The sequence below is a fragment of the Bacillus sp. V59.32b genome (assembly GCF_003429085.1).
Taxonomy (GTDB): domain Bacteria; phylum Bacillota; class Bacilli; order Bacillales; family DSM-1321; genus Peribacillus.
This window is the reverse complement of sequence record NZ_QVTC01000031.1, coordinates 1-24,209: the sequence shown is the minus strand read 5'-3', so window position 1 is coordinate 24,209 and position 24,209 is coordinate 1. Positions and strand designations below refer to the sequence as shown.

22 protein-coding genes are annotated in these 24,209 nt (G+C 40.5%); 9 read left to right on the top strand and 13 right to left on the bottom strand.

Going from position 1 to position 24,209, the window contains the following annotated elements; genetic code table 11:
- Positions 1 to 285 precede the first annotated feature (285 nt).
- Both D0463_RS08555 and D0463_RS08550 read right to left on the bottom strand, forming a co-directional pair.
- Positions 286 to 483, bottom strand: a complete 198-nt coding sequence (locus tag D0463_RS08555) for a DUF951 domain-containing protein (RefSeq protein WP_117306985.1) — start codon at positions 481 to 483, stop codon at positions 286 to 288.
- A 15-nt stretch (positions 484 to 498) separates the two neighbouring features.
- A complete protein-coding gene (locus D0463_RS08550) occupies positions 499 to 1,386 on the bottom strand; it encodes a mechanosensitive ion channel family protein (protein ID WP_254052747.1) in 888 nt (295 codons plus the stop codon).
- A 234-nt stretch (positions 1,387 to 1,620) separates the two neighbouring features.
- On the opposite strand from D0463_RS08550, the gene yyaC reads away from it, so the two are divergent.
- Positions 1,621 to 2,244, top strand: coding sequence for a spore protease YyaC (yyaC, locus tag D0463_RS08545; protein WP_117306984.1), 624 nt, complete (start codon positions 1,621 to 1,623; stop codon positions 2,242 to 2,244).
- Between the two features lie 10 nt (positions 2,245 to 2,254).
- Here yyaC and D0463_RS08540 read toward each other — a convergent pair whose 3' ends face one another.
- The 11 genes from D0463_RS08540 to rpmH all read right to left on the bottom strand — a co-directional run bounded on the left by D0463_RS08540 (position 2,255) and on the right by rpmH (position 12,602).
- Positions 2,255 to 2,968 (bottom strand): DUF554 domain-containing protein, encoded by a 714-nt coding sequence (locus tag D0463_RS08540; protein ID WP_117306983.1) that lies wholly within the window; start codon positions 2,966 to 2,968, stop codon positions 2,255 to 2,257.
- A gap of 59 nt (positions 2,969 to 3,027) precedes the next feature.
- Positions 3,028 to 3,888 carry a ParB/RepB/Spo0J family partition protein gene (locus D0463_RS08535; RefSeq protein ID WP_117306982.1) on the bottom strand — a complete coding sequence of 287 codons (861 nt, stop codon included), beginning with the start codon at positions 3,886 to 3,888 and terminating at the stop codon, positions 3,028 to 3,030.
- Positions 3,881 to 4,642 carry a ParA family protein gene (locus D0463_RS08530; protein WP_117306987.1) on the bottom strand — a complete coding sequence of 254 codons (762 nt, stop codon included), beginning with the start codon at positions 4,640 to 4,642 and terminating at the stop codon, positions 3,881 to 3,883. The genes D0463_RS08535 and D0463_RS08530 overlap by 8 nt, the downstream gene beginning before the upstream one ends.
- A 176-nt stretch (positions 4,643 to 4,818) precedes the next feature.
- Positions 4,819 to 5,682 (bottom strand): nucleoid occlusion protein, encoded by an 864-nt coding sequence (noc, locus tag D0463_RS08525; protein WP_117306981.1) that lies wholly within the window; start codon positions 5,680 to 5,682, stop codon positions 4,819 to 4,821.
- Between the two features lie 164 nt (positions 5,683 to 5,846).
- Positions 5,847 to 6,569 (bottom strand): 16S rRNA (guanine(527)-N(7))-methyltransferase RsmG, encoded by a 723-nt coding sequence (gene rsmG, locus D0463_RS08520; protein WP_117306986.1) that lies wholly within the window; start codon positions 6,567 to 6,569, stop codon positions 5,847 to 5,849.
- 46 nt (positions 6,570 to 6,615) lie between these two features.
- Complete coding sequence (gene mnmG / locus D0463_RS08515) at positions 6,616 to 8,502, bottom strand: tRNA uridine-5-carboxymethylaminomethyl(34) synthesis enzyme MnmG (RefSeq protein WP_117306980.1); 1,887 nt, start codon at positions 8,500 to 8,502, stop codon at positions 6,616 to 6,618.
- Positions 8,503 to 8,751: 249 nt separating this feature from the next.
- Positions 8,752 to 10,137, bottom strand: coding sequence for a tRNA uridine-5-carboxymethylaminomethyl(34) synthesis GTPase MnmE (gene mnmE / locus D0463_RS08510; RefSeq protein ID WP_117306979.1), 1,386 nt, complete (start codon positions 10,135 to 10,137; stop codon positions 8,752 to 8,754).
- 368 nt (positions 10,138 to 10,505) lie between these two features.
- Positions 10,506 to 11,126 carry an RNA-binding cell elongation regulator Jag/EloR gene (gene jag, locus D0463_RS08505; protein WP_117306978.1) on the bottom strand — a complete coding sequence of 207 codons (621 nt, stop codon included), beginning with the start codon at positions 11,124 to 11,126 and terminating at the stop codon, positions 10,506 to 10,508.
- The gene (spoIIIJ, locus tag D0463_RS08500) at positions 11,123 to 11,908 is read right to left on the bottom strand and encodes a YidC family membrane integrase SpoIIIJ (protein ID WP_117306977.1); all 786 of its coding nucleotides are present in this window, start codon (positions 11,906 to 11,908) and stop codon (positions 11,123 to 11,125) included. The genes jag and spoIIIJ overlap by 4 nt, the downstream gene beginning before the upstream one ends.
- A gap of 111 nt (positions 11,909 to 12,019) precedes the next feature.
- Positions 12,020 to 12,388, bottom strand: a complete 369-nt coding sequence (gene rnpA, locus D0463_RS08495) for a ribonuclease P protein component (RefSeq protein WP_117306976.1) — start codon at positions 12,386 to 12,388, stop codon at positions 12,020 to 12,022.
- A 79-nt stretch (positions 12,389 to 12,467) separates the two neighbouring features.
- Positions 12,468 to 12,602: a 50S ribosomal protein L34 gene (rpmH, locus tag D0463_RS08490; protein WP_083392281.1), complete on the bottom strand. Its 135-nt coding sequence runs from the start codon at positions 12,600 to 12,602 to the stop codon at positions 12,468 to 12,470.
- An 858-nt stretch (positions 12,603 to 13,460) separates the two neighbouring features.
- Between rpmH and dnaA the strand changes: the two genes are divergently transcribed.
- The 8 genes from dnaA (at position 13,461) to D0463_RS08450 (ending at position 23,958) form a co-directional block, all read left to right on the top strand.
- Positions 13,461 to 14,810, top strand: a complete 1,350-nt coding sequence (dnaA, locus tag D0463_RS08485) for a chromosomal replication initiator protein DnaA (protein WP_117306975.1) — start codon at positions 13,461 to 13,463, stop codon at positions 14,808 to 14,810.
- 201 nt (positions 14,811 to 15,011) lie between these two features.
- The gene (dnaN, locus tag D0463_RS08480) at positions 15,012 to 16,148 is read left to right on the top strand and encodes a DNA polymerase III subunit beta (protein WP_117306974.1); all 1,137 of its coding nucleotides are present in this window, start codon (positions 15,012 to 15,014) and stop codon (positions 16,146 to 16,148) included.
- A 253-nt stretch (positions 16,149 to 16,401) separates the two neighbouring features.
- Positions 16,402 to 16,614 (top strand): S4 domain-containing protein YaaA, encoded by a 213-nt coding sequence (gene yaaA, locus D0463_RS08475; RefSeq protein ID WP_117306973.1) that lies wholly within the window; start codon positions 16,402 to 16,404, stop codon positions 16,612 to 16,614.
- 18 nt (positions 16,615 to 16,632) lie between these two features.
- The gene (recF, locus tag D0463_RS08470; protein WP_117306972.1) at positions 16,633 to 17,751 is read left to right on the top strand and encodes a DNA replication/repair protein RecF; all 1,119 of its coding nucleotides are present in this window, start codon (positions 16,633 to 16,635) and stop codon (positions 17,749 to 17,751) included.
- 12 nt (positions 17,752 to 17,763) lie between these two features.
- The gene (remB, locus tag D0463_RS08465) at positions 17,764 to 18,015 is read left to right on the top strand and encodes an extracellular matrix regulator RemB (RefSeq protein WP_117306971.1); all 252 of its coding nucleotides are present in this window, start codon (positions 17,764 to 17,766) and stop codon (positions 18,013 to 18,015) included.
- Between the two features lie 183 nt (positions 18,016 to 18,198).
- Positions 18,199 to 20,124: a DNA topoisomerase (ATP-hydrolyzing) subunit B gene (gyrB, locus tag D0463_RS08460; protein ID WP_117306970.1), complete on the top strand. Its 1,926-nt coding sequence runs from the start codon at positions 18,199 to 18,201 to the stop codon at positions 20,122 to 20,124.
- A gap of 81 nt (positions 20,125 to 20,205) precedes the next feature.
- Positions 20,206 to 22,758: a DNA gyrase subunit A gene (gyrA, locus tag D0463_RS08455; protein ID WP_117306969.1), complete on the top strand. Its 2,553-nt coding sequence runs from the start codon at positions 20,206 to 20,208 to the stop codon at positions 22,756 to 22,758.
- Positions 22,759 to 22,872: 114 nt separating this feature from the next.
- The gene (locus D0463_RS08450) at positions 22,873 to 23,958 is read left to right on the top strand and encodes an HD-GYP domain-containing protein (RefSeq protein ID WP_367946576.1); all 1,086 of its coding nucleotides are present in this window, start codon (positions 22,873 to 22,875) and stop codon (positions 23,956 to 23,958) included.
- The last annotated feature ends 251 nt before the right edge of the window (positions 23,959 to 24,209 follow it).

The window sequence follows — 24,209 nt, the reverse complement described above, 5'->3', positions numbered from 1 at the left end:
GACGTTCCGTTAACTGGCCTGCTTTTCCCGCAGGACGTTGAATCATCATCCATGAATAGACACCGCACGAGAAAATGCGTATGCATTTTCGAGGAGTCTCGCATACCCTCGCCAATCAACTTTATTGCAAAATTAACTGAGATATTATGTTAATCAATATTAAACCACCAGTTATGGTGAAGAGCCATAAAATCGTTAACTTGATAATAAATTCCGAAAGTCATCCGCAAACTGATAATCACCCGGAACTCGCTACATAAAAAAGACAAAAATAAAAAAGCATGCTTACTGTTCATGCTTTTCCAATACCTTCTTCATTTTTCTTGTGAATTCCCTTCTTGGCAGCATTACGCTATGGCCGCAGCCTTCGCATTTGATTCGGATATCCATTCCCAGTCGGATGATTTTCCAGCGGTTTAGTCCGCATGGGTGAGGTTTCTTCATTTCAACTACATCATGCAGAGCAAATTCCTTTTCTTCCATTCCTCTCCCTCTCCTTTATTCCGCTTGTTTTTGTTTCTGGGTTTTGCTGCCTTTATCATACATCACCATTTGCGGTACAGGACTTTCAATTCCGTTTTCATCGAGGATCGCCCTTATTTCTTTTCTCAGAATCCTCCCGATATACCAATGGCGTGTAGGCTGGGTTTCTGCAAGGACTCGCAGAACAATTTCTGTGGGACTTAACGTCTGAATTCCCAGTAACTCTGGGGTCTTCACCAAATCCTCATACCGCTCAGGCATTCCTTTAAGCAGTTCTGAAATGACCCTTTCTGCCAGCTCCACATCGCTATCATAAGGAATACTTACATCCACAACAGCCACACTATTCAAAACCGAATAATTGGTAACTTCCATAATACTGCCATTTGGCAGCACATGCAATTCCCCGGTGGGACTTTTGATTTTCGTTGTCCTCAGTCCAATTTCAAGCACTTCACCTTCAAATTGATTGATTCGAATATAATCCCCGACAGCAAATTGATCTTCAAGAATAATGAAGAAACCGGTAATAACATCCTTTACAAGGCTTTGTGCTCCAAATCCGACAGCAAGTCCGACGATTCCCGCTCCAGCCAGAAGTGCTTTGACCTCAATTCCCATTATTTCGAGGATCATAATAAAACTGATGAAATAAATCACATACGTAAGAACATTTTGAGAAAGCCTTAATATCGTCGCTTCCCTGCGCTCGGAAACCCGCAACGGGCTTTTTTCCCTTAAGGCAAAAAACTTTTTAATGATTTTCTTTCCAATTTTAATAACAAACCCCGAGATGGCGACAATCAGAATTATTTTCAGAAGCCCTTCTCCAAAGTTAAACCATGTATCTTCATTTAAAAATTGTTCAGAAAGTTTATTCAGCATTCTTTCAAATTTACTCACATTAACACCTTCTTTTGCAGACGAAATCCTATAAAGAACATTGTAACAACAAATTAGTGGTTTTTGTATAAAAAAACTATGGGTATATAGATAAAACTACTTGCTTAAAAAGCAACTTTCTAATGTAGTATCCCAATTTCAGCATATCTAAATGATACGATTTTCTTTTGCTTGCGTATAAAATACCCTGTATTTCCGTATACTGTTAATACTATTATCAGAGGAGTGGTACCGATGAACCTGAAACCGAACTTTTTTAATAATACCCATAGACTGAGCCGGATTTTGCATGAAGATTTTGATGCATCACGGAAAATTTCACAGGAACTACTTGCATTGCTTCCTGAAAACCGAACTCAGCCTATCGTTATTGTTTGTATCGGTACAGACCGTTCTACCGGCGATTCACTTGGTCCGCTTGTCGGTACCTTTCTTCAAGAGAAAGCCGCTTCTCACTTCTTTGTGTACGGAACCCTGGATGATCCGATTCATGCAATGAATCTGGAGGAAAAACTCTCTGAAATAAATACAAACCATGTGAATCCTTTCATTATTGGAATCGACGCTTGTTTAGGCCGATTAAAGAGCGTTGGCATCGTTCAGATCGGTGAAGGGCCTGTTAAGCCTGGAGCTGGGGTAAATAAAGAGCTTCCCTGCGTTGGGGAAGCACATATCACGGGCATAGTGAATGTCAGTGGCTTCATGGAGTTCATGGTGCTGCAAAATACCCGTTTGAATCTTGTTCTTAAAATGGCGAGAACTATTGCCAACGGCATTTATTTTGCGGGCAGCCAGCATTATAGAAAAAGCAGCATTAGCCATTTAAACTGGGCATTTGAGCAAGAAAAAACACCCTGAAAGCATTCCATTATAAAGGAATATTAAAAAAATAAACCATCCAGGAAAGCACTGCTGTAACCAAAATCCCGGGAAGCAAATTAGCGACCCGGATTTTGGCGATTCCAATTAAATTCAGGCCGATGGCAAAAATCATGATCCCGCCAGTTGCCGTCATTTCCAAAATAAATGAATTCATTAACGCTTTGGGGACAATTTGATTTATTTGAGTCGCAAACAGGGCGATAGCCCCTTGATAAACCATTACTGGAATCGCTGAAAAAATAACCCCAATCCCTAAAGTCGTAGCTAAAATGATGGACGTAAATCCATCAATGATTGCTTTCGTGTATAAAACATCATGATCTTGCCTGATGCCGCTGTCCAAAGCGCCGATGATACCCATGGCGCCAATGACAAAGATTAGCGTTGCTGTGACAAATCCTTGCGATATCGTATTGCCTTCCTTTGCCCCAAGCTTTTTTTCGAGCCATCTTCCTAAAGAATTCAATTTCGCATCCAAATCGATTACTTCACCAATTACTGCTCCGATTACAAGGCTTAAGATAACGATCAAAAATTGCTGGCTTTTAAAGCCCATTTGAAGGCCTAAGACAATAACAGCCAATCCAATCGCATACATTACCGTATCCTTCATTTTTTGGGGAATCTGATGAAAAAATCTACCCAGCAATGTCCCGATAATAATCAATAATCCATTGACGATTGTTCCTAATAGTACCATTTCATTTCACCTTTATAGTTAATTTGTTTAAAAAAATAAACCATCTTATCGCAGATGGTTTAAGATGGAAGATTTTCTGAATCGATTATTTCCAGAATTCTTTCTAAGTCTTCATTAGAGAAAAATTCAATCTCGATTTTCCCTTTTTTCTTGCTTTGTTTAATTGTAACCGTTGTGCCAAAGCGTTCGCGAAGGCTGTTTTCCCGTTCTTTAATAAAGATATCTTTCTTAGGTTTTGAAGCGGGTGTTGTTTCACGTGAAACATTTTCATTTAATTGAGTGATGTATTGTTCAAGTTGACGTACATTCATGCCATCTTTAAGAATTTTATCAACAACAGCGTTCAGCATATTTTTTTTCTTTAAGCCTAACAGTGTACGTCCATGACCCATGGAAATCTTGCCGTCAGTTATATGCGTTTGGATTTCTTTTGGCAGGGTTAACAGGCGTATATGGTTGGCTATATGCGGACGGCTTTTTCCCAATCTTTTTGCCAATTCTTCCTGTGTAAGATTAAGCCTTTCTATCAGTGTTTGATAGGCAACCGCTTCTTCGATAGGATTAAGATCCTCACGCTGCAGGTTTTCCAGGATGGCAAGCTCCATCATTTGTTGTTCTGTCAGTTCCCTCACGACAACCGGAACTGTTGTCAGGCCGGCTTCTTTTGCGGCTCGGAATCTTCTTTCTCCTACGACGATCTCATACCCTTTTATGCTTTTCCTGGCAATGATCGGCTGGAGTATTCCATGCTGGATTATGGATTGTTTTAATTCTTCAATCGCTTCAGGGGCAAACACTTTTCGCGGTTGATATGGATTAGGCCTTAATTCGTTTAATGAAATTTCTTGTACCGCATCATCTTTTCCGGCTTCCAAGTTCGTAAACAGGGCATTAATTCCCTTTCCAAGTCCTCTAGCCATTTGACACCACTTCCTTTGCCAAGTCTAGGTAAACCTCTGCACCTCTTGATTTTGGATCATAAATAATGATTGGCTCTCCATGGCTGGGTGCTTCGCTTAAACGGACATTTCTCGGGATGATCGTTTTATAAACCTTATCCTGAAAATATTTTTTCACTTCTTCAATTACTTGTAAACCTAGATTCGTACGCGCATCAAGCATCGTCAGGAGTACTCCTTCAATTCTTAAATCCTGATTTAAATGCTTTTGAACGAGACGGACCGTGTTCAGCAGCTGGCTCAATCCCTCTAACGCGTAATATTCACACTGCACCGGTATTAAGACGGCGTCTGAAGCAGTCAAGGCATTAAGCGTGAGCAGCCCTAAAGATGGCGGACAATCAATGATAATATAATCATACTTATCCTTTACTTCCTCCAGTGCCCTTTTTAAACGCACCTCTCTGGAGATCGTAGGAACCAGCTCAATTTCCGCACCGGCAAGCTGGATAGTCGCAGGAATCATATAAAGGTTTTCAACCTTTGTGGCTTTAATGACTTTTTCTGCCTCCACATCTTCTACTAATACATCATAGATGCATTGATTGACATCCGCTTTGTCTATGCCTGCACCACTCGTTGCATTTCCTTGCGGGTCAACATCGACTAATAACACTTTCTTCCCTATATATGCTAAACAGGCACCGAGATTGACGGAAGTCGTCGTTTTCCCCACGCCGCCTTTTTGATTCGCGATGGCGATTATCTTTCCCACGATGTCACCTACTTTCAAAAACATAATTCCTTTTTGCTTAACTTATGAAACTATTACATACTTATCTATTTTATCATGAATAAAACAAAGTTTAAGTTTATTTCTTAATATTTTCTGCCAACAGAAAAAAAAGCTTGGCAATCATCAGCTGCCAAGCGGGTTAAGAATAACGGATATTAAGCTTTTTTCTTTGGAATCTTAATGGTGAATTGATAATATTCCTCGAATTCTTCTTCTTCCGTATCAAGATTTATACCGTTATCGGTAACCATATTTACTGATTGTCTAATCGTATTAACGGCTATTCTCATATCCTTGCTGAATGCTTTTCTTTTTGGTTTCGGTTTATTTTCCGTACTTTCGAGCAGTCTTACAACCCGCTCTTCTGTCTGTTTTACATTTAAATTCTTATCGATTATATCCTGCAACAATCTTATTTGCTTTTCCGGATCCTTTAATGGAATTAAAGAACGGGCATGGCGCTCCGTAATTTGCTTTTGCAGCAATGCATCCTGTGCTTCTTGCGGAAGCTTAAGGAGTCTCAGTTTGTTGGCAACGGTGGACTGCCCAATACCGAGCCTCTGTGCCAACGCTTCCTGAGTAAGGCTGTGAAGCTCTAACAGCTTTCCGTAAGCAATAGCCTCCTCAATAGGCGTCAGTTCTTCACGCTGCAAATTTTCTATAAGGGCCACAGAAGCTGTTTCTGTGTCGTTGAAATTTTTAACTATAGCCGGTGCCGTTTCCCAGCCTAATGACTGCATCGCCCGAAAACGACGCTCACCGGCAATAATTTCATATTTATCCTGTTCATACTCCCTAACTACAATTGGCTGGATGATGCCATGCGTATGAATAGTTTGTGCTAATTCAGCAATTTTTTCGTCATTGAATACCGTTCTGGGCTGATACCGATTCGGCACAATATTGGAGATGGAAATTTTCACGATTTCTTCATTCTTGCTCGGTGCTTCCATTTCCACTTCCAATTGCTGCTCTTCTTTTTCGCCTAAACCAAAGAATCGCGAAAAAGGATGCTTCATCTCCCTACACCACCTTTAAAAAACTCCCACATTACATATTCTCTTATTGAAGTAAAAAGTCCTGCTTTATGATTACTATAAAACATTGCACCTTTTATAGTAAAAGAAAAACGAAACCAGCGCTACTAGAATTTGAAATTCTCACTGGTTATTCTCTTTCAATTTCATGATGATTCGATCGGCATCCTACTCGGAGTCCCCGGTTTTCTTGGATATTTGTTGGGAGTTTGCTTTACCTTATCGATAATAATGATGTTTCTTTCACTGTTTTCCATAGGCAAAAGGAAATGATGAATTTGCTTTACTTTCCCCCCTAGAATCCCAATCGCTTTTTTCCCGGCATCTAATTCTTCATTGGTACTGGATGCTTTCATCGCGACGAATGTTCCATTTTTCTTAACAAGCGGAAGGCAAAGCTCGCTCAGGACTGACATTCTTGCAACCGCTCTGGCTGTTACGAGGTCATATGATTCACGATGTTCAGCCTTTTGTCCGAATGTCTCAGCGCGGTCATGATAAAAAGAGACATGACCAAGCTTCAGCGATTTAGCAAGATGCTCTAAAAACGATATTCTTTTATTAAGAGAGTCTACGATCGAAATGTGGAGATTCGGAAAGCAAATTTTCAAAGGAACGCTCGGAAAGCCGGCGCCTGCTCCGACATCGCAGAGCTTAAGAGGCTTTGAAAGATCGAAATAGAAGGCGGCACTGATTGAATCATAGAAATGCTTTAGATATACTTCTTCTTTATCCGTAATCGCCGTTAGATTCATTTTTTCATTCCACTCAATAAGCAATTGATAATAGGTGTCGAATTGTTCAAGCTGGAAGGAAGAAAGCTCAATCCCTTTCTCCCTTAACAGCTCTTGAAATTGATCTTCATTCATAAGGCGTTTCAATCCTTTTTTTTGAATATCTGGTTTTTGCGAAATTTTATTGCGAAATCCTGGCAACCTTGCCTTGCTCTAAATGAACGAGCAAGATGGAAACGTCAGCGGGATTTACCCCTGAAATCCTTGAGGCTTGTGCAACCGAGAGAGGACGCACTTCTTTCAATTTTTGGCGCGCTTCGTTCGCAAGGCTGTTTATGGCATCATAATCAATGTTTTCAGGAATCTTTTTGTTCTCCATTTTTTTAAGGCGTTCTACCTGTTGAAGTGATTTTTCAATATATCCTTCATATTTAATTTGAATTTCAACCTGTTCCGAAACTTCCCTGTCAAGCTCGGCTTCGGAAGGTGCGAGCAGCTCAATATGCGAATAATTCATTTCCGGACGCTTCAATAAATCAGATGCCCGGATACCATCCTTTAATTCAGCGCCTCCACTTTGCTTAATAAGCTCTTGTGTCTGATCATTCGGCTTGATGATGATGGATTGTAGTCTAGCTTTTTCGACTTCAACGGCATCTTTTTTCGCTAGGAATTTTTGATAGCGTTCTTCCTTGATCATTCCGATTTGATGGCCGATTTCCGTTAAACGAAGGTCGGCATTATCATGGCGCAGCAGTAAGCGATATTCCGCGCGAGACGTTAACAGCCGATAAGGCTCGTTTGTCCCCTTTGTGACAAGGTCATCAATCAAAACACCGATATACGCATCCGAGCGGCTTAAAATCACTTCTTCTTTACTTAACGCATTCAAGCCGGCGTTCATTCCTGCCATAAGCCCTTGACCTGCTGCTTCTTCATATCCGGAAGTTCCGTTAATTTGCCCTGCGGTATACAGGTTTTTCACTTTTTTCGTCTCTAAGGTCGGCCACAGCTGAGTGGGCACGATCGCATCATATTCTATCGCATAGCCGGCACGCATCATTTGGACATTTTCGAGTCCAGGGATAGTTGCCAGTATTCGCCTTTGGACATCCTCCGGCAGACTCGTTGATAACCCCTGCACATAGACTTCCTGTGTATTACGGCCTTCAGGCTCCAGGAAGATTTGATGGCGTGGCTTATCATTGAAACGAACAACCTTATCTTCAATAGATGGACAATACCTCGGACCCGTCCCTTTGATCATCCCGGAATACATCGGCGAACGATGAAGATTGTCATCAATGATCTGATGCGTTTCGAGACTTGTATAAGTAAGCCAGCAAGGAAGCTGGTCGGTTATGAACTTACTTGTTTCATAAGAGAAGGCTCTTGGCTCTTCGTCGCCAGGCTGGATTTCTGTTTTACTGTAATCAATCGTATGGCTGTTGACCCGGGGAGGCGTGCCTGTTTTAAAACGGACCAAATCAAAGCCTAACTCCTCCAAATGCTCGGAAAGCCTGATGGATGGCTGCTGATTATTAGGACCGCTGGAATATTTGAGCTCCCCTAAAATAATTTCCCCTCTTAAAAAAGTTCCTGTTGTAATAACAACCGTTTTTGCTTTATAAGCGGCACCGGTTTGCGTAACCACGCCCGTGCACACACCATCTTCCACAAGTAAACGTTCAACCATTCCCTGCATCAATGTCAGATTAGGTTCGTTTTCTATCGTTTTTTTCATTTCCTGTTGATATAAAAATTTATCCGCCTGGGCTCTTAATGCACGTACAGCTGGCCCTTTTCCAGTATTAAGCATTCTCATTTGAATATGCGTTTTATCAATATTCTTGCCCATCTCGCCGCCGAGGGCATCAATTTCCCTTACGACGATTCCTTTTGCAGGACCTCCTACGGATGGATTGCAAGGCATGAAAGCCACCATATCCAAGTTTATCGTTAACATCAGGGTTTTTGCGCCAACCCTCGCAGCAGCAAGTCCAGCTTCACTTCCGGCATGTCCGGCCCCTATTACGATAACATCATAGCTACCTGCTTCATATTGCATCTTTACCCCTCCTTCTTTCATTAAAGATAATTATAACTTTTACAATATATACTGATGCCTGTCGGAGGCCCACAGGATGTGGGTCAGAACGACGAAGACATAACGATGTGGCGGTTTTAGTCGTTCTTCCGTAGCTCCAAGGCGCTTACGCTTTTCTTCGTAGATAGGAAAGTATAAACTTTCCTATCTACATAAGGGCAACTACCGCTCTGACTTCGCCTTTCAGGTTCGCCAAACGGCGAGTTTTCTTTATTTTCCTAAACAAAATTGCGAGAACAATTGATCAATCAAACTTTCATGAACACTGTCTCCAATTATTTCGCCGAGCAATTCCCATGCTCTTGTAAAATCAATTTGTACTAAATCAACCGGAGTCCCCGAATCAATCGCTGCAATGGCATCTTCGATGGCTTGCAAAGCTTGACCCAACAAGGCAATGTGGCGGGAATTAGACACATACGTCATATCGCCAGCCTCCAGATTGCCCTCAAAGAACAAGGCAGCAATTGCTTCTTCCAACTCGTCGACTCCCTTATCTTCCAATAAAGAAGTGGTCACGACTCTAAGCGTTTCCGAAAGAACACCGAGGCGCTGCATATCAATCTTCCTTGGTAAATCCGTCTTATTGACAATCACGATGACATCCATGCCTTTAACAGCTTTGAAAAGATTTTCATCTTCCGGCGTCAGCTCATCGGAGTAGTTCAATACAAGCAAAATCAAATCCGCTTCTTTTAGAACGGCCCTTGACCGTTCCACGCCGATTCTTTCGACAATATCCTCTGTTTCCCGAATGCCCGCCGTGTCAACCAGTTTGAGCGGTACACCTCTGACGTTCACATATTCTTCTATCACATCACGCGTTGTCCCGGGAATATCGGTTACGATTGCTTTATTTTCATGTACAAGACTATTTAACAATGAAGATTTTCCGACATTCGGGCGGCCGATGATCACCGTTGATAGCCCTTCGCGTAAAATCTTGCCCTGCTGTGAGGTTTGAAGCAGCATTTTAATTTCCTTTTGAACGAACTTCGCTTTTTCCATAAACAAACGATGTGTCATTTCTTCTACATCGTCATATTCGGGATAGTCAATATTCACCTCTACCTGGGCAAGTGTTTCTAATATTTCCTGGCGCAGCTTGCGGATCAGCTTGGATAACCGTCCTTCCATCTGTCCAAGCGCTACATTCATTGCCCTGTCCGTTTTAGCACGAATTAAATCCATGACAGCCTCTGCCTGTGACAAATCGATCCGTCCATTTAGAAATGCTCTTTTCGTGAATTCACCTGGCTCCGCAAGACGGGCTCCCTGAGAAAGAATAAGCTGTAAAACCCGATTGACAGAAACCATTCCTCCGTGACAGTTGATTTCGACCACATCTTCACGGGTAAAGGTTTTTGGTCCCTTCATGATTGATACCATGACCTCTTCGACTAATTCAGACGTTTTCGGATCGATCAAATGACCATAATGGATGGTATGAGAATTAACTTCCTTGAGGCTCTTCCCCGTAGGACCCTTAAATATCATATCAGCAATGCTTATCGCTTCATCTCCACTTATACGGACAATTGCTATCGCTCCCTCACCCATCGGAGTCGAAATAGCCGTTATCGTATCATATTCCATTTCTTTCACCTCTCTTCTGCAACATACTATTTATATAAAAGTTCCTATTAAGCTTCTTTATCCCTAACTTCTACATTAATCATTAACATAATAAGTACTCTTAGACATAGCTTTCGGAGTTATCCACATGAGGAAAAATATTTTTTCACGCACCGTTTATTTTAACTTATCCACATGTGAATAACAACAAACCCGTTCACATGTTTTTTTATCCAGCGTCTTTTTTCGTTTTTTATAAAAAAAACTCGCCGATTGGCGAGCCATTGAGGGGCAAACATAGTCATAGTTACACTTATGCAAATGGGTATGTTTATACTTTCCGATCCGCCAAAAAAACCCTGTAAAAAAATCACAGGGTACTTACTGGGCTATTTAGTTGGCGTTATCACCAAATGGCGGTACGGTTCATTTCCATTAGATGTTGTTTCGATATCCGGGTGATCCATTAAAGCGGTATGAATGACCTTGCGCTCGTATGAGGGCATGGGTTCCAAAGAAACCTCTTTTCCGGTTCGAACAGCTTTGTCAGCCATTCTTTCCGCCAACTGAATGAGGGTAGCATTCCGGCGTGTACGGTAATCCTCGGCATCCACTGTAACATTCAAATATTGCTTGGAAAAACGATTGGTCACAAGCTGGGTCAAATACTGTAATGAATTCAATGTTTGTCCTCTCTTACCAATCAACAGCGCTATTTTTTCACCTGATAGCTGAAAAGTGACGTTTTTCCCTTCGCGGCTTACATCCACCTGAACGGATACTCCCATCTTTTCGCTTACATTTGTAAGAAATTTGGTGGCTTCATCGATGGCATCAGGCTGCAACGTGACCTTGACGATAGCCTGCCTGCCCCCGAACAAACCTAAAAATCCTTTTTTCCCTTCATCAACTATTTCAATTTCCGTGCGGTCTCGAGAAGTATTTAGTTGAGCTAAAGCTGATTCGACTGCTTCTTCGACAGATTGTCCTGTAGCAGTTATCTGTTTCACTTTTTCTTTGCTCCTCCCGCGTTCCCGGCAGCTGCTTTTCTCAGATCCGGACCTTTAATGAAATATGTTTGAATGATCATGAATATGTTACCAACTACCCAATAAAGAGAAAGGGCAGCAGGGAAGTTAATAGCGAAAACAACGATCATAACAGGCATGATATACAACATCATTGTCATCTGTGCAGCCATCTGAGGATTGGAATCCATTCCGACCATCGTGATCTTTTGTTGGATGAATGTTGTGATACCAGCAACTACCGGCAAGATATAATATGGATCCTTATCGCCAAGGTCGAACCATAAAAAGCTATGGTTTGCGATCTCTCTCGTACGGGTGATTGCATGGTAAAAACCGATCAGTATCGGCATTTGAACTATTAAAGGAAAACAGCCTGCCAGTGGATTGACACCGTATTTCTGGAACAACGCCATCGTTTCCTGCTGCAGTTTTTGTTGTGTGGCAGCATCTTTTGAGCTGTATTTTTCACGCAGCGCCTGCATTTCCGGCTGGATTGCCTGCATCGCCTTAGAGCTTTTCGTTTGCTTAATCATTAATGGCAAAATCGCGAGACGAATCAAGATCGTGACCACGATAATCCCTAAACCATAATCCCCTAAAAAATTGGAAACTTCGATGATTAATACAGAAAGCGGGTAAACTATATATTCATTCCAAAATCCAGTACTCTCCGAAGTAATCGGCTTGTTTACCTCCGTACATCCCGCCAATAAAAGCATCATGGAGACAAGTCCGATAATGAGTAATATTCGTTTTTTCAACCGTGTTTTCCTCCTGTCTACACACAAATTCCTTAATAAGATTATAATTAAACGATTCATTCCATCTAGAACATTACATTTTCCATGCTGGGCTATCAAATTTTTTATACTTTATATGGATTCATTACTTTTATTAGTTTTAAACGACAAAGACTTCGAGCGTTTCAAGACATGTATAAGACTATTTTTCACTTGAAAAAAATCCATTTCAGCCGCTGGCTTCCTGGCGATCACCACATAATCTTGGCCGCTTTTAACTTCATCCATTAACTCTAGAAAAGATTGCCTTATGTATCTTTTTATTTGGTTCCTAACCACAGCATTCCCAATTTTTTTACTAACGGAAAGACCAATCCGAAAATACTCCTGATTTGGTTTTTCAAGGACATAGACAACAAATTGTCTGTTAGCGAATGATTCTCCTTTTTGAAACACATTCTGGAATTCATCATTCTTTTTAATCCTCAGCTTCTTTTTCATCCTTACACCTTCAATAAAGTAAATTGGTGCTGCATCTTATCCATTATGGAAAAAAAGACCACTGAGACTTTTCAGTGGTCTACGCAGATAATACTTTTCTGCCCTTGCGACGGCGTGCAGCTAATACTCTACGTCCGTTTTTTGTGCTCATGCGGCTACGAAAACCGTGAACCTTACTATGCTTACGCTTATTTGGTTGATAAGTTCTTTTCATTTATGACACCTCCCTGAGGATAACAGTTACAGACAGTCTCTATGATTATATAGAGGATGTTTAAAAAAATCAACCTCTTCCTAAAAAATGTTCCTTCTTTCAATAGAAATATGAAAAGCGCAAGCGTTCAGTAAGTCCTAAATAGACATCTTTCAAATTTTAAAAACAAATACTTTCTTTTATAGAAAACTTACTGATCGATGAACTGTAAGGCGGAAATGGCTAGTAGTTACACTGATGGAGATAGAAAGTTTCCCCTCTCCCTTTTCTTTCAAAAAAATTCAAAGAAGGAAAAAAGGATTTATCTTCAACAATTTAATAAATAGAAATCTTTTTGAAACTCTCCCCAAATGTCACTGTGGATAATTTTTCGACAAGATTTTCGATATCCACAGTCCAACTGGACAAGTTTTACACATAGAAAATGCCTGTGGAAAAGATTTTTGCACAGGTTGAGTGTCTTGTGGATAAACTTTTTAAAGTCATTGCAAGCAAGGTAAATATCTGATATCATATTTGTGTTTTCACTCTTAATAATTTTATCAACAGAATCTTTTATCCACAGAATGTTAATAACTTGTGGATAGCTTATTCAGGAGTTGTAGATGATTTTGTCCACAAATGGTGGATATTGTCGAAAAGTCGTTTTTCTTCTTATATATATATTTTTCCACATATCTGTTGATGAATAATTATACAAACTGATCATCTCAACCTGTACACTCGTTGTATAACACTCATTTATTCAATCTTACTAGAGAACAAATCTTATATTTTTCTTAAAGGCTAAGCTTATTTAGCCGCGTTTTGATATGGGATTTTCATTTTAGAAGACATTTCAGAAAAGGAGGGACTAAATTGGAGAATATCGACGCTTTATGGAACCAGGCGCTTGGGAAAATAGAGAAAAAAATCAGTAAACCAAGCTTTGAAACTTGGTTAAAATCCACTAAAGCACATACGCTGCAGGGAGATAACCTCACAGTTACGGCTCCCAATGAGTTTGCGCGTGATTGGCTGGAAGAGAGATACTCTCATCTGATTTCCGGTGTATTGTTAGAGTTGACCGGGGAAGAGCTTGAAGTGAAATTCATCATTCCTCCGAACCAGGGAGACGATGATTTTGGCTTCTCAACTCCTGCCAAAAAGCCCAAAAAACAAGTGGACGACCAGAATGATTTTCCCCAGCATATGTTAAATACGAGAAACACTTTTGACACGTTTGTTATTGGATCGGGCAACCGCTTTGCCCATGCCGCATCTCTTGCTGTGGCCGAAGCTCCTGCAAAAGCATACAATCCACTGTTCATTTATGGAGGCGTAGGCCTTGGGAAAACTCACTTAATGCATGCGATCGGTCACTATGTTTTGGAACATAATCCGGCTGCAAAGGTTGTTTACCTATCTTCAGAGAAATTTACGAATGAATTTATTAACTCTATCCGTGATAATAATGCGGAAGCCTTCCGTAATAAGTATCGAAGTGTTGACGTTCTTCTTATTGATGATATTCAATTTTTAGCCGGGAAAGAACAAACCCAGGAAGAGTTCTTCCATACCTTTAATACACTTCATGAGGAAAGCAAGCAAATCGTTATCTCCAGTGACAGGCCTCCAAAGGAAATTCCGACACTGGAAGACCGACTTCGTTCACGTTTTGAATGGGGTTTGATTACAGATATCACACCACCTGATTTAGAGACAAGGATTGCGATTTTGCGTAAAAAAGCGAAAGCAGAGGGATTGGATATTCCCAATGAGGTCATGCTGTATATTGCCAATCAAATTGATTCGAACATTCGCGAACTTGAAGGTGCTTTAATCCGGGTTGTTGCTTATTCATCCTTAATTAACAAAGATATAAATGCCGATCTCGCTGCAGAGGCACTAAAAGATATCATTCCCAGTTCAAAGTCAAAAATCGTTACGATTCTCGATATCCAAAGAACAGTTGGAGAGCACTACAGCGTGAAGCTTGAAGATTTTAAAGCAAGGAAAAGAACGAAGTCAGTCGCTTTTCCCAGGCAGATTGCTATGTATCTATCAAGAGAATTGACAGATTACTCGCTGCCGAAAATAGGCGATGAATTTGGTGGACGTGATCATACGACTGTCATTCACGCTCACGAAAAGATTTCAAAGCTGCTGCAAACTGATCCTCATCTACAAAGACAAGTAAAAGATATCCAAGATCAATTAAGGGTCTAACAAGGGGAATAATGTTAATAACCAGCTCCTAGTTATACACAGTCTGTCCACATGGGGATAGACTGTTTTTCCATAGCGTTTTCAGGGTTATCCACATACTAACAGGCCCTATTACTACTATTACTATTTTTTTAAAAGAATAATAACTAAATAAACTATGCAATCGAGCAAGCAACTACTACTCAATTGGGGGAAATAAAAATGCGATTTATTATTCAGCGCGATCGTTTAGCACACAGTGTGCAAGAGGTAATGAAAGCTGTCACATCCAGAACAACAATTCCAATATTAACTGGAATCAAAATCAGCGTTACAAAAGAAGGAGTTACATTAACAGGAAGTGATTCTGATATTTCTATTGAATCCTTCATACCTGCTGAAGAATCTGGAAATGAAATCATTGAAATCAAGGAAGTTGGCCGCATTGTACTAAATGCCCGTTTTTTCAGTGAAATTGTAAAGAAATTGCCAATGGATACGGTAGACATAGAATTACTAAATAATTTTCAGACCGTCATTCGTTCCGGTAAAGCTGAATTTAACCTGAATGGACTAGACGCTGAGGAGTATCCGCATCTGCCTATAATTGAGGAAGAAAATATCTTCAAAATTCCTGCAGATTTATTAAAAACCTTAATCCGCCAAACCGTCTTTGCGGTGTCCACCTCAGAAACACGCCCAATCTTGACAGGTGTAAACATAAAGGTTGAAAACGGGGAAATGACCTGTATTGCAACAGATAGTCATCGCTTAGCAATGAGGAAAGCCCAACTTGAAACCGCAGTGAACGGAAGTTATAACGTAGTCATTCCAGGAAAAAGTCTAAATGAATTAAGTAAAATTCTGGATGATACAAACGAACTACTTGAAATCGTCATCACTGAAAATCAGGTGCTTTTTAAAGCAAAAAACTTATTGTTCTTTTCAAGACTTCTAGAAGGAAATTATCCGGACACCTCCAGATTGATCCCGACAGAAAGCAAAACGGAGGTATCGATTCGTGTAAAAGACTTCTTACAGGCGATCGATCGCGCTTCCTTATTGGCAAGAGAGGGAAGAAACAACGTCGTAAAGCTGTCAACACTTGAATCCGGCTTGATTGAAATCTCCTCGAACACTCCCGAAATCGGAAAAGTCATTGAAGAAGTACAAGCAGAGTCGATTGAAGGAGAGGAATTAAAGATTTCTTTCAGCGCCAAGTTTGTTATGGATGCCTTAAAAGCATTGGAAGGTACTGATATAAAAGTCAGCTTCACTGGAGCGATGCGTCCTTTTGTCATCCGCTCACTTCACGATGACACGATGCTCCAATTAATCCTGCCGGTCAGAACATACTAAACAATAGGTTGCTGGTTTTAGCTGGCAGCCTTTTTCTTTTTGGATCTGATAAATATTATTTTTGGTTCATCCGTGTGCAAAACCAAGGTTTCATAGATCACAAGCAAAAATGATCCAAAATCAACAGGATATTTAACATCGCTTTCTTTTTAGAAATCCTTAATTTTTTTGAGTGAAAATGCTGCCTTTGTGTTAATCTCAATTATTTAGTAAAATAAACTATTAGAGACTACTTAGAAAAGAGTGAGATGCCATGAAGGAAATTCAAATTGATACGGAGTACATTACGCTTGGTCAATTTTTGAAAGTTGCAGACATCATTCAAAGCGGCGGCATGGCAAAATGGTTTTTAAGCGAACATGAGGTTTTTGTTAATGATGATCTAGACGTGCGAAGAGGAAGGAAGCTTAGAGAAGGAGACAGGGTATTTATTCCGAAGGTCGGTACCTTTGTGATCACGCTTTAAGATAAAGGATAACCTATCATGCATATAGAAAATATTAAGTTAAAGAATTATCGAAATTACACGGATCTCGAGGTTAGCTTTGAAAATAAAGTGAATGTGATCCTCGGAGAGAATGCGCAGGGAAAGACCAATGTGATGGAATCCATCTTTGTTTTAGCAATGGCAAAGTCTCACCGGACGTCCAACGATAAAGATCTTATTCGCTGGGACGCAGAATATGCTAAAATAGAAGGTAGGGTAAGAAAAAAGAATACGTCCCTCCCCTTAGAATTAATCATTTCCAAAAAAGGAAAAAAGGCGAAGAGCAATCATATTGAACAGCAAAAGTTGAGCCAATACGTCGGGAATATGAATGTAGTGATGTTTGCACCTGAGGATCTTCACCTGGTAAAAGGCAGCCCTCAGGTTAGAAGACGTTTCATTGATATGGAGATTGGCCAGGTTTCACCTGTTTATCTTCACGAGATGAATCAATTTCAAAAAATATTACAACAAAGAAATCATTATTTAAAGCTTCTTCAAATCCGCAAGCAAACGGATACAGCGATGCTAGATGTGTTAACCGAGCAATTCGTTCAATCTGCGGCTAAAATTATTGAAAAAAGATATCAATTTCTTTCCTTGCTTCAAGGATGGGCGGAACCGATCCACTCCGGAATTTCTAGAAACCTGGAAGTATTGAAAATCCAATATAAACCATCACTTGATGTATCAGAATCTATGGATTTGACGAAAATGGTAGATGAATTCCAAGAAAAATTTGTTAAAATAAGAACAAGGGAAATTGAAAGGGGCATAACGCTCATAGGTCCTCATCGTGATGACCTCGTTTTTTTTGTGAATGGGCGTGATGTTCAAACATTCGGCTCGCAGGGACAGCAGCGCACGACGGCCCTTTCTTTGAAACTTGCTGAAATAGAATTAATTCAAGCGGAAATAGGAGAATATCCTATTTTGCTCCTGGACGATGTACTGTCGGAATTGGATGATTACCGCCAGTCTCATTTATTAAACACGATTCAGGGAAAAGTTCAAACCTTTGTAACGACGACGTCTGTTGAAGGGATCAATCATCAAACGCTTCATGAAGCCTCAACCTTCTATGTGGCTCAAGGAAATCTATCAAAGGTCAAATGACGGGGTGATTCAATGTATCTCCATATAGGAGAAGATATACTTGTGAAAACGAATGAAGTTATTGCCATTTTAGATAAACAACTTCTCCAGTCATCACCATTGATCCTGGAATTCCTAAAAGAAAAAGAAGAAGTGACCCTCAATTTATCAAAAGGGTCGATTAAATCAATCGTAGTTACGGATGAACATATATATTATTCACCCCTATCATCCGGAACTCTAAAAAAACGTTCATTACAAAAAGCGATTTTAATCGATGAATAATAGATTTCAATAAAACTTGATTTTTTAAAGAATTTCACAAAGGAAATCCGCCGATTGGCAAGCCTCTTAAGGGAGCGATTAGGCGGTGTAGTTGCAATTATGTGGATAGGAAACCTGGTTTATACTTTCCTATCTGCCAACGAAAAAAACGCTTAAAGAAAAGTGTAGGTGGTTCATGTGGCAATGGAACAAAAAGAAGTTCAAGGTCAAGAGTATGATGAAAACCAGATACAGGTGTTGGAAGGATTAGAGGCTGTTCGTAAACGTCCCGGAATGTATATCGGCTCAACATCTGCCAGAGGTCTTCACCATTTAGTTTGGGAAATCGTCGATAACAGTATTGATGAAGCGTTGGCTGGATTTTGCGATGAAATCAAAATAATGATCGAGAATGATAACAGTATCACCGTCGTTGATAATGGGCGGGGTATTCCGGTTGGAATTCATGAGAAAATGGGACGCCCGGCTGTTGAGGTCATTATGACTGTATTGCATGCGGGCGGAAAGTTTGGCGGCGGCGGATACAAGGTTTCCGGCGGACTTCACGGGGTAGGTGCCTCTGTTGTTAATGCCCTATCCACTGAATTAGAGGTATTCGTCCATCGTGAAGGCAATATTTATTATCAAAAATTCGAACGCGGAGTACCACACGCCGACTTGAAAATCATTGGTGAAACAGACCATACCGGTACCACCACCCACTTCACTCCCGATGGAGAGATATTTACGGAAACGCTTGAATACGAATATGAAACGCTTGCTACCCGGTTAAGAGAATTAGCATTCTTAAACAGAGGACTCAAGATTATTATTGAAGATAAGCGCGAAGGCAAAGAGCGTTCTAATGAATATTACTACGAAGGCGGTATTAAGTCTTATGTAGAGCACTTGAACCGTACAAAAGAAGTTCTCCACGAAGAACCGATTTACATTGAAGGGGAAAAAGATGGTATTTCAGTTGAAATTGCCCTTCAATATAATGATGGCTATGCAAGTAATCTATATTCTTTCGCCAATAATATTAATACCTATGAAGGCGGAACCCATGAGTCAGGCTTTAAGACAGCATTGACGCGTGTTATCAATGATTATGCCAGGAAGAACAATATCTTTAAAGACAATGATGCGAATCTCTCTGGTGAAGATGTACGAGAAGGCTTAACAGCGATTATTTCAATTAAACACCCGGACCCTCAATTCGAAGGTCAGACGAAGACAAAGCTTGGAAACTCAGAAGCAAGTACCATCACGAACTCTGTGCTGGGCGAAAAATTAGATTCATTTATGCTTGAGAATCCTGCGGTTGCCAGAAAAATCGTCGAAAAAGGCTTAATGGCCGCAAGAGCACGTTTGGCTGCCAAGAAGGCCCGAGAATTGACAAGAAGAAAAAGTGCCCTGGAAGTGTCAAGTTTGCCAGGTAAATTAGCGGATTGTTCTTCAAAAGACCCAGCAATAAGTGAGCTATATATCGTTGAAGGTGATTCCGCCGGCGGATCTGCTAAACAAGGCCGCAGCCGTCACAACCAGGCGATTCTACCACTCCGGGGTAAAATCCTTAATGTTGAAAAAGCAAGATTGGATAAAATTCTTTCGAGCCAGGAGATCCGTACGATTATCACTGCACTTGGTACCGGAATCGGGGAAGAATTTGATATTTCAAAAGCAAGATATCATAAAATCATCATCATGACTGACGCTGATGTGGATGGTGCGCACATCAGAACTTTATTATTAACCTTTTTCTTCCGGTATATGAGACCGATTATTGATGCGGGCTATATTTATATCGCTCAGCCGCCTTTATACAAAGTGCAGCAAGGCAAGAGGATTGAATATGCCTATAATGATCGTCAGCTTGATGAGATCATGGCCCAGCTCCCTAGTCAACCTAAGCCTGGACTTCAGCGTTATAAGGGATTAGGTGAAATGAATCCTGAACAGCTATGGGAAACGACTATGAACCCGGAAAGCAGAACGCTCCTTCAAGTCAAACTGGAGGATGCCATTGAGGCTGATTCTACCTTTGACATGCTCATGGGAGATAAGGTAGAGCCTCGGCGTGACTTCATTGAAGAAAACGCGATATATGTAAAAAACTTAGATATCTAATCTGGATCAGGATAGATGATATACGATCTATCCTGTCTTTTAAATAGTGCAAAAAATGCACTACTAATAGGAGGTTGCTCCATGTCTGAAATAGAAAAATCAAATGTTCAAGAAATAAATCTTAGCCAGGAAATGCGTACTTCGTTTTTAGATTACGCGATGAGTGTTATTGTTTCCCGTGCGCTTCCTGATGTAAGAGATGGATTGAAGCCCGTTCATCGCCGGATTTTATATGCGATGAATGATTTAGGAATGACGTCCGATAAGGCTTATAAGAAATCAGCGCGTATTGTCGGAGAAGTAATTGGAAAATACCATCCACACGGTGACTCTGCTGTTTATGAAACGATGGTCCGTATGGCTCAAGACTTTAGCTATCGCTATATGCTCGTTGATGGCCATGGTAACTTCGGATCAGTTGACGGAGACCCAGCCGCAGCGATGCGTTATACAGAAGCAAGAATGTCTAAAATCTCCATGGAATTAATCCGTGATATTAATAAAGACACGATTGATTACAAAGAAAATTATGATGGATCTGAAAAAGAACCGGCCGTCCTCCCTGCCCGTTTTCCGAACCTTTTAGTGAACGGTTCTTCAGGGATTGCAGTAGGAATGGCTACAAACATTCCTCCTCATCAATTAGGGGAAGTAATAGACGGTGTATTAGCTTACAGTAAAAACCCAGAGGTAACAATTGCGGAATTAATGGAAATTATCCCGGGCCCTGATTTCCCGACTGCCGCAATGATTTTAGGCCGCAGCGGAATCAGGCGGGCTTATGAAACGGGAAGAGGCTCTATCACCCTTCGCGCTAAAGTGGAGATTGAAGAGAAATCTAACGGAAAACAGGTAATCATCGTTAATGAACTTCCTTATCAAGTGAATAAAGCAAGACTGATTGAAAAAATCGCAGAATTGGTTCGAGACAAGCGGATCGATGGCATCACAGATCTGCGTGATGAATCGGATAGAAACGGTATGCGTATTGTCATCGAAGTTCGCAGGGATGCGAATGCCAATGTCTTGCTGAATAACCTTTATAAACAGACAGCCATGCAAACAAGCTTTGGTATCAATTTGCTAGCGCTTGTGGAAGGACAGCCGAAGGTATTGAACTTAAAGCAATGCCTGCAGTATTATCTTGAGCATCAACAGGTCGTCATTAGACGCAGAACAGAATTTGAACTGCGTAAAGCGGAAGCTCGAGCTCATATTTTGGAAGGCTTGCGTATCGCTCTCGATCATTTAGATGAGGTTATTAACTTAATCAGAAGCTCACAAACAGCTGACGTTGCCCGCGAGGGGTTAATGACTCAATTTAAGCTTTCGGATAAGCAGGCTCAGGCAATCCTGGATATGCGCCTTCAGAGGTTGACAGGATTGGAACGTGAAAAAATCGAGGAGGAATACCAATCGCTTGTCGCCTTGATTTCGGAATTGCGTGGTATTCTTTCAGACGAAGAAAAGGTATTGGAGATCATCCGTGAGGAGCTTATCGAAATCAAAGAACGCTTCAACGATAAACGCCGTACCGAGATCATCGTGAGTGGCCTTGAAAACATTGAAGACGAAGATCTGATACCAGTTGAAAATATTGTGGTTACATTAACTCATAACGGGTATGTTAAGCGGTTGCCTGTAAACACCTACCGCAGTCAAAGACGTGGTGGTAGAGGGATTCAGGGCATGGGAACCAATGAAGATGACTTTGTGGAACACCTGCTTACTACTTCGACGCATGATACCCTTTTATTTTTTACAAATAAAGGAAAGGTATACCGTGCTAAAGGGTATGAGATCCCTGAATATGGCAGAACAGCTAAAGGCCTGCCAATCATCAATCTTCTTGAAGTTGAAAAAGGAGAATGGGTAAATGCCATTATTCCTGTTAAGGAATTTGCCGATGATTGGTTCTTGTTTTTTACGACTAAAGAAGGCATTTCAAAACGGTCTCCGTTATCATCCTTTGCCAATATCCGTAACAACGGCTTAATCGCCTTAGGACTCCGTGAAGGGGACGAATTAATCTCTGTTCGCTTAACGAATGGCAAGAAACATATGATTATTGGAACAAAAAATGGCATGCTGATCCGATTCCCTGAAACCGATGTCCGCTCGATGGGACGAACAGCCACCGGCGTAAAAGGAATTACTTTGCGGAATAATGATGAAGTGGTCGGCATGGAAATCCTGGAAGAAGATTCAGAAGTGCTGATTGTTACGGTCAATGGGTTCGGAAAGCGTACCCCAGCCGGAGAATACCGCATTCAAAGCCGTGGCGGAAAAGGGATCAAAACCTGCAATGTAACCGAGAAAAATGGTCCACTGATTGCAGTGAAGACAGTAACCGGAGAAGAAGATTTAATGTTAATCACAGCGGGCGGCGTGTTAATTCGAATGGATGTAGACAGCATCTCAAGGACTGGTCGTAACACACAAGGTGTTAAACTGATCCGTCTCGAAACAAGTGATAATGAATATGTTTCTACAGTTGCAATGGTTGAAAAAGAGGATGAAAAAGAGATCATGGAAGAAGAAGTTGACGAAACACAGCCTGTGGAAGCTTTTAAAGATGAAATAGCTGACAGCGAAGAAACAGCCTCTGAAACCGATAGCAACGACGAAGAATAATTTATTTTAATTTGGAAGCACCCTAAGGGGTGCTTCTTTTTAATCTTTTAACTAGAATTTGTAGAGAAAGTGAAGTAATATTATGGTAATCATGAAAAATGCTGTTACAGGAGTGTGGACAGTTTGCGTGTTAAAACGGATTATCTAGTAGAAGGTGCTATTCTCTCCCAGGACATAATTGGCTTGACCAAACGTCCGATTATGACCAGCAAAACAATCTTAAATAAAGCCCATTTAGAAGTATTAAAGGCATTTTTGGTTACTGAAGTCACTGTTGAGAAAACATTGATTAACGGTATGCCTTTTAAGCCTAAGGAATCTATTGATTCCAAAAGCAAAGGGAAAGAAACAAATGGGTCAAGCTTCATCACGGATTATTTAAAAGTGGTTCAAAGCTATAAAAAATTATTTAAGAATTGGCAGGCTGAAAGTACAATTGATGTATCGAAGGTGCGGGATCTAATCGTTCCTTTATTTAATAAGGTCATGAAAAAGCCGTCTGAGCTTTTCTTGCTGCACCATTACAGTACAAAAGAAGATTACTTATATCATCATGCCATTGCAGTCGGTTTGTTAAGCGGGTATCTCACAAAGAAATTAAATTACAAACAGGCCGATGTGTCCCAAATAGTCATTGCGGGCTCACTGGTAGACTGCGGCATGGCAAAAATTCCTTCAAGAATTCTAGAAAAGAAAACAAGCTTGACTTCTCATGAGTTTAACGAAATTAAAAAACATCCGATATATAGTGTCCAAATGATTCAAGACAGCTCCTTTTTAAGAGATGCAATGAAACATGCGATTCTTCAGCATCACGAAAGATTAGATGGCAGCGGCTATCCTGCTGGAAAAAAAGGACAAGCACCAAGTGAATTTTCAAGGATTGTAGCGGTGGCCGATGTATATCATGCTATGACGTCTGAAAGAAATTACCGTAGTAAACAATCACCTTTTAAAGTGATGGAAATGATATTACATGATGATTTTGGAAAGTTTGATATTGGCGTGGTTAAAACATTACTTTCCGGTATTGCTACCTTATCAATGGGTAGCAAGGTTAAGCTTTCCAATGGATATACTGCCGAAATTATCTTCATTGAACCCAATGCTCCGACAAGGCCCATGGTCAAAGTCCAAGAAGACGGAGAAATCATCCATCTAGGCAAAAACAGAGAAATATTTATTGAAGCGATACTATAAACCATTATGAGAGTCTGTTGTTTTTCAGCAGGCTTTTTATTTGGGACTTTTCCAGATAATTTAATATTATGAATTTATCTTTGAAGCTTGAATTAATAAATCAAACTAGATATAATAACTAAGGCAACAAAGGGATAAAATAAATACTTGACTTTGTGCTAGCGGAAATGGTATATTAATAAAGTCGCTTCTGAGAGAAACGACAAAGTAATTGCTCTTTGAAAACTGAACAAAACAAAGCGCCAACGTTA